At 47.4% G+C, this 17,107-nt stretch carries 16 protein-coding genes; 6 read left to right on the top strand and 10 right to left on the bottom strand.

Annotated features, from left to right (window positions below; all coding sequences use genetic code 11):
* Nucleotides 1-153 precede the first annotated feature (153 nt).
* Both AB3351_RS00945 and AB3351_RS00940 read left to right on the top strand, forming a co-directional pair.
* Complete coding sequence (locus AB3351_RS00945; protein ID WP_371145236.1) at nt 154-1,179, top strand: glycosyltransferase family 4 protein; 1,026 nt, start codon at nt 154-156, stop codon at nt 1,177-1,179.
* Between the two features lie 5 nt (nt 1,180-1,184).
* Nucleotides 1,185-1,895, top strand: a complete 711-nt coding sequence (locus AB3351_RS00940) for a glycosyltransferase family 2 protein (RefSeq protein ID WP_371145235.1) — start codon at nt 1,185-1,187, stop codon at nt 1,893-1,895.
* A gap of 55 nt (nt 1,896-1,950) precedes the next feature.
* On the opposite strand, the gene AB3351_RS00935 is transcribed toward AB3351_RS00940, so the two are convergent.
* Nucleotides 1,951-2,202: an AbrB/MazE/SpoVT family DNA-binding domain-containing protein gene (locus tag AB3351_RS00935; RefSeq protein ID WP_371145234.1), complete on the bottom strand. Its 252-nt coding sequence runs from the start codon at nt 2,200-2,202 to the stop codon at nt 1,951-1,953.
* A gap of 344 nt (nt 2,203-2,546) precedes the next feature.
* Here AB3351_RS00935 and AB3351_RS00930 point away from each other — a divergent pair, with 344 nt between their 5' ends.
* Nucleotides 2,547-2,765 (top strand): hypothetical protein, encoded by a 219-nt coding sequence (locus tag AB3351_RS00930; protein WP_371145233.1) that lies wholly within the window; start codon nt 2,547-2,549, stop codon nt 2,763-2,765.
* A gap of 72 nt (nt 2,766-2,837) precedes the next feature.
* Here AB3351_RS00930 and AB3351_RS00925 read toward each other — a convergent pair whose 3' ends face one another.
* Both AB3351_RS00925 and AB3351_RS00920 read right to left on the bottom strand, forming a co-directional pair.
* Nucleotides 2,838-3,245, bottom strand: coding sequence for a hypothetical protein (locus AB3351_RS00925; protein WP_371145667.1), 408 nt, complete (start codon nt 3,243-3,245; stop codon nt 2,838-2,840).
* 106 nt (nt 3,246-3,351) lie between these two features.
* The gene (locus AB3351_RS00920) at nt 3,352-4,149 is read right to left on the bottom strand and encodes an alpha/beta fold hydrolase (RefSeq protein WP_371145232.1); all 798 of its coding nucleotides are present in this window, start codon (nt 4,147-4,149) and stop codon (nt 3,352-3,354) included.
* 172 nt (nt 4,150-4,321) lie between these two features.
* Here AB3351_RS00920 and AB3351_RS00915 point away from each other — a divergent pair, with 172 nt between their 5' ends.
* On the top strand, nt 4,322-5,386 hold the full coding sequence (locus AB3351_RS00915) for a CapA family protein (RefSeq protein ID WP_371145231.1): 1,065 nt from the start codon (nt 4,322-4,324) through the stop codon (nt 5,384-5,386).
* On the opposite strand, the gene AB3351_RS00910 is transcribed toward AB3351_RS00915, so the two are convergent.
* On the bottom strand, nt 5,358-6,269 hold the full coding sequence (locus AB3351_RS00910) for a LysR family transcriptional regulator (RefSeq protein ID WP_371145230.1): 912 nt from the start codon (nt 6,267-6,269) through the stop codon (nt 5,358-5,360). The genes AB3351_RS00915 and AB3351_RS00910 overlap by 29 nt on opposite strands.
* 145 nt (nt 6,270-6,414) lie before the next feature.
* On the opposite strand from AB3351_RS00910, the gene leuC reads away from it, so the two are divergent.
* Both leuC and leuD read left to right on the top strand, forming a co-directional pair.
* A complete protein-coding gene (gene leuC / locus AB3351_RS00905; RefSeq protein WP_371145229.1) occupies nt 6,415-7,854 on the top strand; it encodes a 3-isopropylmalate dehydratase large subunit in 1,440 nt (479 codons plus the stop codon).
* A complete protein-coding gene (gene leuD, locus AB3351_RS00900; protein ID WP_371145228.1) occupies nt 7,841-8,449 on the top strand; it encodes a 3-isopropylmalate dehydratase small subunit in 609 nt (202 codons plus the stop codon). The genes leuC and leuD overlap by 14 nt, the downstream gene beginning before the upstream one ends.
* Before the next feature lie 67 nt (nt 8,450-8,516).
* Here leuD and AB3351_RS00895 read toward each other — a convergent pair whose 3' ends face one another.
* From AB3351_RS00895 to AB3351_RS00870, 6 genes are all read right to left on the bottom strand, one after another.
* Nucleotides 8,517-8,867 (bottom strand): hypothetical protein, encoded by a 351-nt coding sequence (locus AB3351_RS00895; protein ID WP_371145227.1) that lies wholly within the window; start codon nt 8,865-8,867, stop codon nt 8,517-8,519.
* Nucleotides 8,868-8,977: 110 nt separating this feature from the next.
* Nucleotides 8,978-10,891: an oligoendopeptidase F gene (gene pepF, locus AB3351_RS00890; RefSeq protein WP_371145226.1), complete on the bottom strand. Its 1,914-nt coding sequence runs from the start codon at nt 10,889-10,891 to the stop codon at nt 8,978-8,980.
* A 109-nt stretch (nt 10,892-11,000) separates the two neighbouring features.
* Nucleotides 11,001-11,918 carry an aspartate carbamoyltransferase gene (gene pyrB / locus AB3351_RS00885; RefSeq protein WP_371145225.1) on the bottom strand — a complete coding sequence of 306 codons (918 nt, stop codon included), beginning with the start codon at nt 11,916-11,918 and terminating at the stop codon, nt 11,001-11,003.
* A gap of 108 nt (nt 11,919-12,026) precedes the next feature.
* Complete coding sequence (locus AB3351_RS00880; RefSeq protein ID WP_371145224.1) at nt 12,027-12,440, bottom strand: S1 RNA-binding domain-containing protein; 414 nt, start codon at nt 12,438-12,440, stop codon at nt 12,027-12,029.
* A gap of 152 nt (nt 12,441-12,592) precedes the next feature.
* Entirely contained in the window at nt 12,593-15,088 is a 2,496-nt protein-coding gene (gene parC / locus AB3351_RS00875) for a DNA topoisomerase IV subunit A (protein ID WP_371145223.1), read from the bottom strand.
* A 7-nt stretch (nt 15,089-15,095) separates the two neighbouring features.
* Nucleotides 15,096-17,078 (bottom strand): DNA gyrase/topoisomerase IV subunit B, encoded by a 1,983-nt coding sequence (locus AB3351_RS00870; protein ID WP_371145222.1) that lies wholly within the window; start codon nt 17,076-17,078, stop codon nt 15,096-15,098.
* Between the last annotated feature and the right edge of the window lie 29 nt (nt 17,079-17,107).

Genomic DNA, 17,107 nt, shown 5'->3' with positions numbered 1-17,107 from the left:
ATGCTACTACTATATGCATAGCGAGGAAGTGAGGAAGGATGTCCTCTACCTATTTTAACAATTGGTTACCATCCATTTTGGTCGTCCAAGTTTCACAATGGACAAATTTCACATATTTTGAAAGGAAAACATTATAAGAATGGAGGACGGGTAATGAAAGTAGTCATTCCCGTAGGCGCCTTGCATGTCGGTGGAGGATGTAAAGTGCTTGCAGAGACAGCAAATGCACTCTGGTCTAGAGGACACGATACCGAGATCGTGATCCCGCGCGGCATGCCTGTAGAGTATAAAATCGATTGCAAACTGACATGGGTTCCGGCACTTAAGAAGGAATACATTCCATACGGGGATATTGTCCTTACGAATTTCTATACGACATTCTTACCCTCCTATCAGGCTTGGCCCGATCAGTGCGTACGCTTTAGCCAAGGCTTCGAGCCGTATTGGGTACCTGATAAAGAATTTGCCACCTGGACGTATGAACAAGATGTTCCGATCATTAGCGTCTCGAATTGGCTTGCAGAGCAGATCGAAAGCCATACCAAACGAAAAAGCCAGGTTGTAACTCTTGGAATTGAGCCTACGATCTTCAAACCTACTACACAAAACGAATGGCCGAAGCATAAACCGGCGATTCTTTTGTATATTGCACGCGATCCACAGGCTGGTTATATGCTCAAGGGGTTTTATGATTTTGTGCGTGCGATCAATTACGCTTGGCATCATAATAAAAACTTTGCCGTTCACATGATCTGTCCCGAACGAAAACTCATGCTCCCCCCATCGATTCCCCATCATGTATACAGTGCCAAAACAGCCACAGAAATGGCCGAACATTATCAAACGGCAGACCTATTCATCTCCACTTCCTGGTTTGAAGGATTTGGCATTCCGCCATTAGAAGCGATGGCCTGCGGCACACCTGTTGTTACGACCAATTCAGGAGGTGTGCTTGATTTTAGTGAACATATGAAAAGCGCCTATATCGTAGAGCCCAAAAATCCGATTTCCATTGCAAATGGCATCCTCTCAGTACTCTCTGATCCGGCTTTAGCCCAAACGTTACGTGAAGGCGGTTTACAATCCGCCGCCAAACGTACGCAGCAGAACTTCGAAGCGGCAATTGTAGAGGCTCTTGAAAGCATCTATGAAGAACGGAAAAGAAAAAGAGGCTCGTGAACCCTATGGAAAAAGTATCGATTATTATCCCTTTTTATAACTGTCCTTATATCTCTCACGCCATCGAAAGTGCGCTTAATCAGACTTATCCGCACATCGAAATCATTGTTGTCGATGACGGCTCTACCCAATACACGGAGAAATTAAAGCCGTACCTATCCCGCATCCGCTACTTTAAAAAAGAAAACAACGGAACAGCAAGCGCCCTCAACCTTGGTGTACGCAACGCAACCGGCACATACTTTGCCTGGCTCAGCTCAGATGATGAATACGATCCATACAAAGTTGAGAAGCAGCTTGCCTTTATGCAAAAGCATGATGCGGCAATTAGTTATACCGGATATTTCCACATTGATGCAAATCACCAGATTATCAGACAATATAGTGTACACTTCCCCCGCAAGATTGACTTCTACCAATCGATGATGCGAGGATGTCATATCAATGGATGTACAGTCATGATGAAGATGGAGGTATTCAAAAAGATCGGGGAATTCAATGAAGGGCTGCGGTATGCCCAGGATTATGACTTCTGGCTGCGCGTACTTCCTCATTATGACTTCTACTTTTTGGACGATCCGCTGGTACGCTACCGGGTACATGACAACATGGGAACCAAAAAATTTCAGTCTGTGATCCCTGCAGAAACGAATCGCGTACGTGCACAGTATTATCCGGTGCTCATTGAGCTGATGCGATCCGAATCACGCAAATAAGGTCGGCATCCAATTGGACGCCGACCTCTCTTATTATAGTATGGCATGTATGATGCTAGTCGATTGTTTTCAAATTCGTAAGACAGCTGCTGCAGATGTTGCGTCCGCGATAATTGGTAATATCCTCTGCTGAATCACAAAAAATACACGCTGGAGCATATCGCTTCAGAATAATCTTCTCGTCGTCCACGAAGATTTCAAGTCCGTCTTTCTCTGCAATACCGAGGTTACGGCGCAGTTCAATCGGAATGACCACTCTGCCCAATTCGTCCACTTTTCTCACGACACCCGTTGCCTTCATAGCCATTTGTAAGCCCTCCTATATTTCCATTTGATTACTGACTCGTTCTCTTACTTAAATTCTATCAAGTCTCTTAGTAATTAACAGTGCAAATATTGCATGTAATTGGTAATTGAACCTTTTACTTCAATCCCTGGTTCTTACTATACACTCACTTGTTCGGGACTTTTCACGTATTGCCCTTCCTAAGGTGGCATGGCATGATAACTATAATGCTTTCTTTATGATGTCGATACCTACAGGCATACTAACAGGCACGCATTTGCTCGTTTCTCTTGGTCAGAAGATGGGCACACACTCCGAATGTAACATAAATCGAACTTCTACATCATAGGGTGGTGACAATCGACATGTTCAAGAAATTGCGTGAGATGATTAACAGCACGCCGAAGTCAGATGACGGCTGGGTCGTTGTATTTTTGGACCGAAATGACTTCCGGCTTATGGCCATGCAGCGGAGATTAGAGGAAAAGGGCATTCGTTCCTTCCTTGAGAAGCAAAGAGCTCTTTATGTGCATGAGAGCGAATTGGAAGAAGCGAAGCAAACAGTAGATGAGTGGGTTAACTAGCAGCTACCTGCGCACGAAAAGACGGGGCGGATGATTCCGCCCCGTCTTTATGTTCTATATCATACTGCAAGCCTAGAATGGTTTGTTCATCATCATAAAAGCAATACATCCCATTAAAAAGAGCGAAAACAGTCCTACACATACGTTTTGGAATCGAAGTGATTTTAATTCCTTCTCCGCATGAACTTTACGACTATTCGCTACCTCTTTGAGCCCCCGCATCAAGAATCGCTTCAACATATAGAATACGAACATGTAAAGAAGCATCGATACAATCAGCCACATCTGCATCAGATACTGGAACGATGTGACAAAGAAGAAGGCCAGCCCCGTTACCCACAGCGCAATGTCTGCAGTCCAATCCAACTTACGGTAAAAGACAAGAAACCGCTTCGTCTGCTCTACATCCTTCAAGCGTGGAATAAGAAACAGAACCGCAAGCTTGGCTGTCACTGCAAGTAAATGTAAGGTGAGCACCACATAAAACAACGGCTCTCCCCCTTTCTGTTCTTGTTGTTTGTCTACATTGTACTATGTGTGACACAGAGCGGCTAGGCATATTTCTGGAAATTGTAACGCTTATGTGCTACGGCGTTTCATTGACAGATAGAGCGCATGAGTTGCGTAGGAAAGCGAGCACAATCTGGTTGAACTCCTCCGCTCGGTCAATATTGCAGACATGGCCGCAGTTATCGATAATATGCACAATCGTTGATGCGCTGTTTCGCACTGTTCTTTTTAGAATTGGCAGAAACATATGGTCTTCTTTTCCCATCACATATAGGCGCGGCACATGGTAGATGGCTCGCCTTAACCTCTCATGCATCGCCTCAACCTGTGTGGATGTTCGAAACCACTTAATAAACTCGCGGTGTCCAAGCACTTTGGCTTCACGGACAAAGACCCGGCGAGAATGACTGTGATTCGACTTCGGCATAAGCACCCAGGCAAATAACTTATAGAGCCACATGTACGGAATGATGTGTTTACAAGCATGGCCGAGTCCAAGCAGGAGACGGGAGCGGCGATTGAACTTCAGTACGGCTCCTCCCATCACCATTGAGGCTACTTTCTCAGGTGCTCGTTCATAAATCGCATGAATGACAATCGTTCCAAGCGATACCCCGATGAAATGAGCCGATTCGATGCGCAGATGATCTAATACCAACAGCACATCATGCGCAATCTCTTCATACGTATATTCTTCCTTCTCCAATTTCCCTTTTGACTTGCCATGCCCATGCAGATCAATTAGCAGCAGATTAAACTCACGCTTAAACGCCTTGACCTGGCGATAAAATATCGCGCTGCTGCCCCCGGCACCGTGAATGAACACTACCCACGCATTATTTTTATTCGTTTCGATCGCTTTATAATGAAGCATTGTGTTTTCATTCCCCCTGCAACATGCTGACAACTTCCATTGTACTGAACGATTGCATATTTTCAATTCGATAAATTTGACAATTTGTACTTATTTCGCGCCTGCAAATGTGGTATGATGCAGAAATGCAGAGAGGAAATTTAAGGAATATAGTACAGGGAGAATAGAAACCGTGAGAGGAAAACAAAAACGCATTGTGGCTGTGCTCAGTATGAGCTTACTTTGTCTTGGTCTCTTGTTTGGCAGTCTTACACTAATGGCCAACGCGAAAGTCAAAAATAATGATGTGACACTAACGAGCTTTGACAAATTGACACTCGCCTTTGCAGGCGACATGCAATTTACCGGAAACGTTGAAAGCTATATTAAGAAGAACGGAACCAATTACCCGTTCGCCGAAGTAAAACCCATTTTGACAAAGGCTGATTTTGCGCTGGGCAATCTGGAGACGACATTGACGACACGGGGCAGTGCACAGGACAAGCAGTTCACCTTCCGCTCCGATCCGCGCATGGCAAAGGCGATCGCCACAAGCGGCTTCGATGCGGTCGGGCTTGCTAATAATCATACCCTTGATTATGGTCAAGACGCACTGTTCGATACGATCAACTCTGTAAAAGCAGCCGGACTCCTACCGCTTGGTGCAGGTAAAAACGCAGACGAAGCCACGAAGATTCATTACATAAAGAAAAAAGGAAAGACGATTGCTTTACTTAACTACAGCCGCGTCCTTCCTTCAACCTCCTGGATGGCGGGCAAGAGCAAACCAGGTCTTGCCAGTGCGTATGATCCGAAGATAATGTATGCAAAAGTAAAAGAAGCACGCAAAAAGGCAGATGTTGTTGTCGTCTTTATCCACTGGGGCAAAGAACGTGTGACGACGCCGGAAGCGTACCAAACTGAGCTTGGACATCGGTTGGTTGATGCGGGGGCAGATCTCATTGTCGGCCACCACTCCCATATTATGCAGCCTGTAGAATGGTACAAAGGAAAGCTGATTGCATATTCACTAGGCAACTTCATCTTCACTAACAGCCGACTGGATCGCTGTAATCAGACCGCTCTTCTTGAAGTGGTCATGAATGGCAGCCGCATCCAGGCTACACTGATTCCGGCACGGATCACAAACGGCCAGCCCCGTCTGCTCCAGGGAAAAGAGAAAGGTGAGTTCCTGCGCTTCATGGATCAGATTTCACAAAAAGCTACCATTAAAAGCGACGGGACGATTGCTCCATAGCAGCTAGTACCTCTTTTACGGTAGCAAGAAACGCCTGACTGGCCCGTGAACGATACCGCCCCCTTCGATACGCCATGACAAGCGTACGACGCGGAATCGGATTATGCAGGGCGATATAGACCGGAGTCAGTGTTTCACGCGACCATCTCGTTACCATCTTTGGCACGAAGGCAATGCCCATTCCTGCTGCTACAAGGGACTGGACCGTCTCAATATTGCTGCTCTCAAATACGACACGCGGCGAAAACCCCGCATCTTCACACCATCGTTGGGCCAGGTTTCGAAAACCCTGGCCCTTCTTTAACATAATAAATGTCTCATCTTTTAATTCCCGAATCTCGATCCTCTCTTTCCTGCTAAGCGGATGCTGTGGCGGAACAGCAAGACAGATTTCTTCTTCAAGGATTTCTTCCCATTCCAGCGTATCATCGGCAAGCGGAAGAGATAAGAGACTCATCTCCGCTTTTCCACGCGCTGTCAAAAGCTCCAGCACCTGAGTCGCTTCCTCCACAAGCCGAACTTGGATGCCCGGATACTTCTCTTTAAATACAGGAAGAACCAACGGAAGAATATGAGCACCGGTAATTGGCAAGCTCCCTACAGTTAGTTCCCCCTTCTCCAATTCAGCCATATCCTGCATTTCTTTTTTGATTTGTTCTACTGAATCAAGGATTTTTACTGCCGATTCATAAAATCTCTCCCCTGCATCAGTTAAGCGTAGAGCGCTTGTTGAGCGTTCAAACAAAATTACGCCAATCTCTTTTTCGAGTTTGGCAATCTGTTGGCTAAGTGAAGGCTGGGCTAGATGAAGCTTGTCCGCAGCCCGCGAGAAGCTTTTTTCCTCAGCAATTGTGACCGCATATAAAAGCTGTCGTATCTCCATTTCCATCCATCCTTTTTCTTTATAGGTATAGCCTATCTATTTTATAAATATTATATCTTTGAACATTTGTTTTTTCTATGTTAAAACTTATATAAAGATTTTAAAAATTTGCGAAGACAACACGCAACGAAAAGGGGAGAGATTCATGAAACCACGGACCATGTTTGAGAAGATCTGGGACAATCATGTGATTCATGCAGAGGAGAACAAGCCCAGCCTGTTATATATTGACCTGCAGCTCGTCCATGAAGTTACCTCACCACAAGCATTTGAGGGGCTTCGGCTTGCAGGACGTAAGGTACGCCGCCCTGATTTAACGTTTGCTACCATCGATCATAACGTACCGACAACCGATCGCAGCCTGCCGATCGAAGATCCGATCTCCCGTCAGCAGATCGAGACGTTGCAGGCAAACTGTAAAGAGTTTGGGGTTACACTCTATGACCTTGATAGCCCAGAACAAGGGGTTGTCCACGTCATGGGACCGGAGATTGGCTTAACACATCCGGGTAAGACGATCGTCTGCGGTGACAGCCATACGTCCACACACGGCGCTTTTGGCGCTCTTGCTTTCGGGATTGGTACGAGCGAAGTTGAGCACGTAATGGCGACACAATGCCTTCAGCAGCAAAAACCAAAAACGCTCGAAGTACACATAGACGGTGATCTTCCGCTCGGTGTCTCGGCCAAAGACTTGATCTTAGCCATTATCGCCAAGTGGGGTACTGATTTTGCCACCGGCTATGTAATTGAATATACGGGTGATGCCATCAAGAAGCTTTCTATGGAAGAGAGAATGACAGTGTGCAATATGTCAATCGAGGCCGGCGCTCGCGCAGGACTCATTGCGCCAGATGAGACGACATTTGCTTATCTTGAAGGCCGTCGCTTCGCACCAAAAGGTGAAGAATGGGATAAAGCACTTGCTGCCTGGAAAGAGCTTGTTACGGATGAAGGGGCCGAGTATGATCGCCGTGTCGTTCTCTCTGCCGCAGAACTGGAGCCACAGGTAACGTGGGGCACAAGCCCTGGCATGGGGATTGGCATCAACGGCGTCGTCCCTGCACCGGAAGACTTCGCAACAGAAAATGAACGAAAAGCAACCCAAAACGCGTTGAGCTATATGGGACTTAATGCGCATACTCCAATGACGGAGATTGAGATTGATCGCGTCTTTATCGGCTCCTGTACAAACGGGCGGATCGAGGATCTGCGTGCAGCAGCCAAGATTGCCAACGGCTACACGGTAGCCCCGCATGTCAATGCGATGGTCGTCCCTGGCTCCGGCATGGTGAAAGAACAGGCCGAGAAAGAAGGGCTGCACCATATCTTTACCGCAGCAGGCTTTGAGTGGCGTGAGCCAGGATGTAGTATGTGCCTTGCGATGAATCCGGATGTACTCTCACCGGGCGAACGCTGCGCTTCCACGTCGAACCGCAACTTCGAAGGCCGTCAAGGACGCGGCGGACGTACGCACTTAGTCAGCCCTGAAATGGCCGCAGCCGCTGCCATCGCCGGTCACTTTGTTGACGTACGCAATTGGGAAGTCAAAGAAAGAGAGGAGAAAACACATGGAACCGTTTAAAAAAATCACGAGTGTGGTCGCACCGCTTGATCGTGTAAATGTTGATACAGATGCCATCATTCCAAAACAATTCTTAAAGCGCATTGAGCGCACCGGGTTCGGTCAATTTCTCTTCTATGAATGGCGTTTCGATGAGCAGGAAAATATCAATCCCGATTTCGAGTTAAACAAGCCCCGCTACGCGGATGCACACATTCTGATTGCCCGCAATAATTTCGGCTGCGGCTCTTCCCGTGAGCATGCTCCGTGGGCGCTGTTAGATTACGGCTTCAACGTAGTAATCGCGCCGTCCTTTGCAGATATTTTCCATAATAATTGCTTCAAGAACGGCATTTTGCCAATCGTTCTTCCAGAGGAAACGGTTGATCAGCTCTTCAAAAACGTAGCAGAGAAGGAAGGCTATCAACTAACTGTAGATTTAGAGAACAACAAGATTAGCGACGATGAGGGGCTCGACATTTCCTTTAGCGTCAATCCATACCGCCGCGAATGCTTACTACAGGGACTTGACGATATTGGCGTGACACTCATGCAGGAAGACAAGATTAGCGAATACGAAAAGACCTACCCAAGTTATTACAAAATTACTCAATAAGTACAGAATAGAGAATCAACAAAGGGACAAAAGCATACGCTTCTGTCCCTTTGCTTTATAAGGCAGATTACTCCTCCCGATTCGCTCCATAATATTGCTGCGGATACTGTCCGGGATATGGATATTGTCCCGGTGGATACGGATAGGGTGCTGGATACGGGTACGGCGCCGGATATGGCTGGGGATACGGAATGTACTTGGGCCGGTTGCCAATACCGTAGAGAAACGGTGTCAAAAAGAGAAAGGGAATAATGGGCCAGAGCCCGCCGCGTTCATCATGATTATATCCGTGTTGGTATGGATGATAGGAAACCGGTTGTGTAAAATACGTTGGCACTTGATAGGGATATGCAGACATATCCGCTCCCTGCGCCTCCTCCGCAATAGCGAAGTGCTGAGTATTTTCGATGCTTTCCATGTGACTCCCTCACATTCTCAAAGTAGTTTTTCATGCTACTACACTATGAGAATTCCAGGCGGATGTCCCTCATCCCGCCCAAAATGGGCGCCTGCCTATGTTTTATTCCTTTATTCCACTGTTGTGCGCTGCACCTGCTTTGAAAGCTGCTCCAATTCATTTAGATTTGCTTCAAATACATCAAGCGCTCGTTCAATCACACGCGGATCACGAAGATCAACCCCAGCTTTGGCAAGTGCCGGAAGCGGCGGTTCTGCTCCTCCGATCTTTAAAAAGGAGAGATAGCGCTCCCGCTCCTTCACCCCTCCCGTAAGCATCGCATCCGCGAGTGCCGTCGCCGCCGAGAAACCCGTCGCATATTGATACACATAGAAATTTTTATAAAAATGCGGAATACGCGCCCACTCCATCCCAACATGCTTATCTACCGTAAGAAGCGGTCCGTAATAATCCGAGACCAGCTTGCGATATCTTCGGGAAAGATTGTCTGCGTTCAACGTCTCCCCTCGCTCCTGGGCTTGATGAATGTCCCGCTCAAATTCGGCAAATAACGTCTGGGTAAACAATGTGCCTTGAAAGGTGTCCAAATAACGGTTCAAAAGCGCTGCCTTCTCCTGAGGTTGTTTTGACTGCGCAATCCAACTGCGAAGCAGCAGCGATTCATTAACAGTAGAAGCTACTTCAGCTGCGAACACGCTGTAATCGGCATTCAAATAATCCTGCGCTTCGTTCGCATAAACAGAATGCATCGCATGTCCCAGCTCATGTGCCATCGTTAGCACATCGTCCAATCTTCCACGATAATTCAACAATACATATGGCGGATATCCGTAGACGGCGGTCTGATATGCTCCCCCTGCCTTTCCCTTGCGGCTGTATACATCCATCGAACGGTTTGCAAATGCCTCATCAAGCCGCTTCTGATATGCCGGACCAAGCGGAGTTAACCCTTCTCGTACCATGGCTTTGGCGCGGGTAAGGGGATATTCCTCCTTCTTCGCAGAGAACAGCGGCATATAAAGATCGTATTTATGTACAGTCGAAAGCCTGAGCGTGCGCTTCTTTACTTCCGTATAACGATGCAGTAGATGCAGGCGTCGGCGCACTGTAGCGATGAGATTATCATACACACGCTCTGGAATCTCTGTGCCATGCAGCGCTGCGTAACGAGCTGATGGATAGTTGCGTGCTTTGGCATAGACAACATGTTTGCGGACCTCTCCTTGCAGAAGGGAGGCGAACGTATTACGGTACTGGTTGTAGGTTCCGTACACGGACTCATATGCCCGACGACGCAATTCGCGGTCAGGTGAAGTAAACAGGGTCGGATAGCTTGTGCGATCGACAGCAATGGTTCTGCCTGCTCTATCTTGAATTGATGGAAAAATCATATCCGTATCTAATAAATATCGATAGGTTTGAGAAGACGTCCCCATCGCCTCACCCGTCAGCGCAAGAAGCCGCTCTTCCTTCTCTGTTAGCACATGCTTCTTATCCTTGCGCAGCTCAGTAATATAGCGTTTGTAGCGCAGAAGCCCCTTCTCTCTCCCGTACATCCTATCCAGTTCCTGATCGCTGAGAGACATAAGCTCCGGTGCCGCATAGGAGACAGTCAAGGAAAGCTTTTGTGCTGTCTGCCTTGCTTCATCGACCCGCCGCTGGGCAGCAGGGTCTGTCGAATCCGTATCGAATCCGAGCTGGGCGTAGATGTAGGCTTTTTCAAGCATCCGAGCTACCTCTTCCTCCTTGCGCAACATCGCATGCAGTTTGCTGGCATCTCCTAGCTTACCTTTATAGGTGGAAAGCAGCGGAATCTCCTTTTTTAACTGCTCGATTTCTTTCTGCCAGTCTTCTGTAGTTGGATAGAGACGAGAGAGATCCCACCGATCGGCTTCGCTTTCCTGCACTGTTTTTGCGGTAACGCCAGTGCTTGGATGAATGCGTCTCTGCCATACACCCTCATCACTTAACAGCAATACGCCGCAGAGAATTCCTGCAAGCGGCAGAAGTATTCGTCTTCGCATCGTCATTCCCCTTTCTCTTGTTCCTATGTTTAGCAGGAGTGGGGAATTTTATTTATGTAAGAAAAAAGCTTACTGCAATTACGCAGCAAGCCCTTTTCTTACGTATTGGTTATGCGAAGCACTTATCAATGAGCGCCATGCGGACATACAATCCGTTCTGCGCCTGACGAAAGTATGCGGCACGCGGGTCTTCATCTACCTCGACCGCAATTTCTCCCGCACGCGGCAGCGGGTGTAAAATAATACTCTCCTGCTTCATAACAGAGAGCAATTCCTGATCAATGACGTATTGGCCACGCGCTTTTTCATATTCATCAAGCGAGGTAAATCGCTCCTTCTGGATGCGGGTCTGATACAGCACATCTGCTGTTTTGGCTACTTTGGTCAGGTCATGCTCTTCCTCATAGGAGATCCCTTTTTCATCTAGATACTTCTTTACATACGTAGGAATTTGTGCATTTTCCGGAGCTGTAAATGAAATATGAATATCTTTGTAATTTGCTAGTAGATAGGATAAGGAGTGCACAGTCCGTCCATTCGCCAAATCACCAATCATGACAATATGCAGATTATCAAGACGCCCCAGCTCTTTCTCGATCGTATACAAATCCAGCAAAGATTGCGTCGGATGCTCTCCTGCTCCATCTCCGGCATTAAGAATCGGAACCGTTGCTACTTCAGAAGCGCGTTGTGCAGCGCCAATATCGGTGTGACGGATGACAATTATATCGCTGTATCCGGATACGACACGAATCGTATCTTCAAGCGTTTCACCTTTAATCGTAGAAGAGAACTGTGCCGCATTCTCAGTTCCAATTACCTTGCCGCCAAGGCGCGACATGGCTGATTCGAAGGAGAGACGAGTACGGGTGCTTGGTTCAAAGAATAATGTGGTCATGACTTTATTGCTATAGCAATCACTTCCGCCCTGTTCTACGACCGCTTCCATTCGGCGGGTATTCTCAAAAATTTCATCGAGCATTGGGCGGGTAAATTGTTTAGCCCCTAGTACATGATATAACGACATGATAGACTCCCCTTTCGCGTATGTACAGTTTGGTTATGAAGCACACAGAAAACCACCCTAACATACGTCAGAGTGGTTGATTTACCATGGTAAAGAGAAGGCTTGTGTTTAGCGTCTTTTCTCGCGCTTGCCCAGATCGCCCATCTTGTCTTCGCTTGTTTTCAACCAGCGCTTCATCATGCCTTCGAAATCTTCCTTTGCGTTATTAACGCGTGGGCTATTAGAACGTCCGCCCGAACCCCGGTGGTCGTCACGCTTCTTAAACGGACGGCGGTCTTCTTTCTTTTCCTCATGAATTCTCATCGTTAAAGAAATCTTACCGTCGCTCTTAATCTCCAGCACTTTAACCTGTACTTTGTCGCCAACTTTAACGAACTGGTTAATATCTTCCACATAAGAAGAGGCAATTTGCGAGATATGAACGAGCCCCTGCTTGTTTTCTCCGATATTAACGAAAGCGCCAAAAGATTGAACTCCTACCACGGTACCTTCTAAAATATTGCCGACAGCGATGTTACTCAAAAAATGTTCCCCCTAAAAGAATTTACTATACGTTTACTATACATGAAACAAAAAGAATAATAAAGGACTTTGCGTCTCGCGATTGCCGACAAAGCACGCACTGCTTCTTTATTACAGTATTCCCAATTCGACAAAAAGGTACTCTTTCCTGCTTATTCTAAAGAATTCTCGTTATCTTCCGTATCCCGTTCTTCTTCTGTATAGGCTACTCTGTACACATACGTCAGCTCTTCTCCGGCATTCATCGCCAACATGGAACGTCCGATTGAGCCCTGATCATTCACAGACAGACCTGTACGATATGTCTCCCATTCTAGCGGAAGCAGGCGTCCGGCGCTTGTTCGTGCAACGAGACCATGCCCCATCTCTTCTTCAAGGAAAGCTGTCCTAATCTCATGCGGCTGCACTTTGCGGCGGCGTATAATAAGCAGCCCCTTTCCTCCACGCCCTTGTACTGGGAACTGAGCCGCAAACGTACGCTTTACGACACCTTCCTTTGTAATGATCTGCAGCACATCTTCTCGCTCGGGAGTAAGTATGAAGGCACCGGTGATCCGCTCGCCTTCTTCAAGCTTCATGCCGCGCACCCCTGCTGTATTTCGCCCTGTAAGCGGCACGTCGGAGGCCGGAAAGCGAATCGCCATGCCCCCTGTCGAGACAAGCAGAAAATCCCCGTAGTCCGGGCATATATGGACGCTTTCAATGCGGTCATCCTCTTTTACTTTGATTGCGACAATGCCACGTCGTTTCTGTGTTTTTCCATATTCCTCTGATTTGGTACGCTTCACCATACCGTTCTCTGTCACAAAGGCAAAGGAAACGTCTCCTAGCGCTTCTAGTGATTCTACCGGATAAGCGGCTATGATTTTTTCTTCCTTGCTAAGCGATATGACATTCACAAGACTTGTACCAATATCCTTCCACCGTCCATCTGGAATCTCATGTATAGGCAGTTGATAGAACTGGCCGGTATTTGTGAACAGCAGCAGGTGATGAATTGTATTTGTTCTAAAGAAATGGCGAACCATATCACCTTCTTTTAGCCCCGCCGTCTCAACTGAGGCGCCCGAACTGTTAAACGAACGAATCGAGCTGCGCTTAATATATTGATCTTCCGTAATTGTTACAATTACTTCTTCGGCCGGAACCGTAATCGAGATGTCGACCTCGATATTCTCAATCTCGTCCTCCAACTCGGTTCGACGGTCATTGCCATACGTATCTCGAATTTCAAGCAGCTCTTTCTCAAGAACATTGTTCAGCTTCTTTTCACTCTTTAGGATACCTTCAAATGTCTTGATCTTCTTTTGCAGCTCTTTTTCCTCTTTTTCATATTTTTTAATGTCAAGGCGCGTGAGCTGATGCAGGCGAATATCAAGAATGGCTTCCGCCTGTTCATATGTGAAGGCAAAACGCTCCATCAGCCGCGTCCGTGCATCTTCGCGCCCGTCCGAATCCATAATGGTGTCAATAACCTGACGCAGAATGGAAATCGCCTTTATAATCCCTTCGACAATATGCAGGCGCTTCTGCGCCCGCTCTAGATCATACGTGGTACGCTTTGTGATGATATCTTTTTGATGCGCGATATATGCATCCAAAATGCCCTTTAGCCCAAGCTGCTGCGGGCGTTCATCGGCAATCACCAGCATATTAAAGCTGTATGAAATCTGTAGGTCGGTTTTCTTGAACAAGTAATTAAGAATCCCGTCAATATCGGCATCTTTACGCACTTCAAGCACTACGCGCATCCCTTGCCGATCAGTCTCATCCCGCACTTCTGTAAGACCGTCCACATTTTTTTCAAGAATTTCTTCCTCGATTTGTGTAACCAACGCTTTCTTCTTTACCGTATAGGGAATCTCATCGACAACGATAAGCTGGCGGCCCTGCTTTCCATTTTCGATATGCGTCTTGGCACGGATAATGATGCGCCCCGCCCCTGTTTCATACGCTTTACGAATTCCCTCTTTCCCCTGAATGATTCCACCGCCGGGCAGATCCGGCCCCGGAATGTACGTCATCAGCTCATCAAGAGATATCTCCGGATGATTGAGTAGGGCAACAGTACCGTCAATGACTTCGCGCAGGTTATGCGTAGGAATCTCGGTCGCAAAACCAATCGAGATACCTGTAACTCCGTTGACAAGGAGGTTCGGAAAACGGGCGGGCAGCACTACAGGTTCCTTTGCCGTGTTATCGTAATTAGGAATGAATTCCACTGTATTCTTATCCATATCACGAGCCATTTCCATAGCGATCGGCATAAGACGCGCTTCTGTATAACGCATTGCGGCTGCGGTATCACCGTCAACCGTACCCCAGTGACCATGACCATCAATTAACGGCTCACGCATCTTATGCGCCTGAACGAGATTCACCATCGTCTCATAGATGGATGAATCACCATGTGGGTGATAATTACCCATTACATCCCCAACCGTTTTCGCTGACTTACGGTATGGACGATCCGGCGTGTTCTTTTCTTTATACATCGAATACAGCACTCGACGTTGTACGGGTTTTAAGCCATCCCGGACATCCGGGATGGCTCTTGAAAGAATGATATAGCGGGCGTAATCGCTGAACCGCGAACGATACACGTCCCGCACGCTCATTTGCAAGTATTCTTCATGCGGCAGTGACATCGGCTGTTTATTCCTCCTCCATGACAAACTTTACGTTGCTCTCAATCCATTCACGGCGCGGCGGTACTTTGTCCCCCATCAGGATGGTCACGATGCGTTCCGCCTCGGCCGCCTCCTCCAAATCAACTTGAATAAGCTTGCGTGACGCCGGATTCATTGTCGTATCCCAAAGCTGTTCGGCATTCATCTCGCCTAGTCCTTTGTAGCGCTGGATTTCTGCCTGACTGCCGAATTTCTTCTGCGCGGCAATCCGCTCTTCATCCGTCCAAGCATATACCATCTCCTGGCCCTTTTTGCTCTGCTTATACACCTTGTACAACGGTGGTTGAGCGATGAATACTTTTCCGCGCTTGATTAATTCCGGAAAGTAGCGATAGAATAGCGTCAGCAGCAAAATCTGAATATGGGCTCCATCATAATCGGCATCCGTCATGATGATAATTTTATCAAATGCACATTGATTGGCATTAAAATCATCCCCGATCCCTGTGCCAAGCACTTCGACGATGGTATTGATTTCTTCGTTGCCATTAGGCCCGATGATTTCATAAATCTTCTTCTTCTCCACGTTGATCGGCTTCCCGCGCAGGCTGAGCACCGCTTGGAAATTACGGTCACGTCCGTTAATTGCAGATCCCCCTGCCGAGTCACCCTCAACGATAAACAATTCATTGCGATCTGCGTCCTTCTTGCTTGGCGGCGTATATTTGTCGCTAATCGTGCGCTTCCCTTTCTTTTTCCCTTTTTTACCTGGATTGCGCAGCGCTTCCGCCGCCTTTTTAATCTCTTCCTTGATGCGGCGCGACTCAATCGCCCGCTCAATAATCAGCTTGGCGATATCCGGGTTTTCTTCAAGGAAGAAGCTCATCTTCTCACTAATAAATGCTTCGACCGCAGAACGTGCGTCTTCACTGCCAAGCTTGTCCTTCGTCTGGCTCTCAAACTGCGGATCATCCATCCGAATGCTGAGTACTGCCATGAGTCCTTCCCTGTAGTCATTACCGCTTAAGTTCTTGTCGTTCTTCTTCAGCATCGAATTCTTGCGGGCATACTCATTGCACACCTTGGTAAACGCATTGCGAAAGCCTGAGACATGCGTACCTTCATCGATTGTAGGAATCGTATTGACATAAGACAGCAGATTCTCTGACGTGTTGTCATTGTACTGAAACGCCAGTTCGATCTCAATGTCTTCCTTCTCCCCTTCAAAATACACTGTATGATGCAATGTATTCTTGCCATCATTCAAAAACTCGATGAATGCTTTAATTCCCTCAGCAAAATGAAACGCTTCCTTCTCGGGTGCACCCGAACGCATATCATGAAGCTGAATTGTGACACCTTTCAACAAAAAGGCATTGTCGCGCAGTCTCTCGCGCAGAATACCGTACTGTACGTTCGTATCGCTGAAAACGCGGCGATCAGGCATAAAGGTCACCTTCGTACCTGTCTTGCGTGTCCCGCCTACAATCTCAAGATCTGTAACCGGATGTCCGGCTTTGAACTGTCCATCCGCTTCCTCAACGTATTCAAAACGCTGGCGGTATATATTTCCGTCACGATAGATCTCAACTTCAAGCCATTCGGACAGCGCATTTACTACGCTGGCTCCTACGCCATGCAGACCGCCTGATTTCTTATAGCCGTCTCCGCCGCCAAATTTACCTCCGGCGTGCAGTACGGTAAATACGACCGTCGGCGTTGGAATACCTTCATCCTTATTAAGCCCCGTCGGAATACCGCGTCCATTGTCTTCAATGCTAATGCTTCCGTTCGGGTGAATCGTAATTTTGATTGTATCGCAATATCCGGCCAGTACCTCATCTTTGGAGTTATCAATAATTTCCCAGATAAGGTGGTGCAGACCCCGACTGCCTGTTGAGCCAATATACATCCCCGGTCTGACGCGCACGGCAGTCAAACCCTTGAGGACGCGAATATCGTCATCGCTATATGCTGGTATGGTTGGTGATACGTTTTGGCGACTCAAGTCCTTCCCCTCCTGTTTCTTTCATTCAA

Source organism: Aneurinibacillus sp. REN35 (assembly GCF_041379945.2).
Lineage (GTDB): Bacteria > Bacillota > Bacilli > Aneurinibacillales > Aneurinibacillaceae > Aneurinibacillus.
The sequence above is the reverse complement of the archived record's forward strand: the minus strand, read 5'-3'. Positions and strand labels throughout refer to the sequence as shown.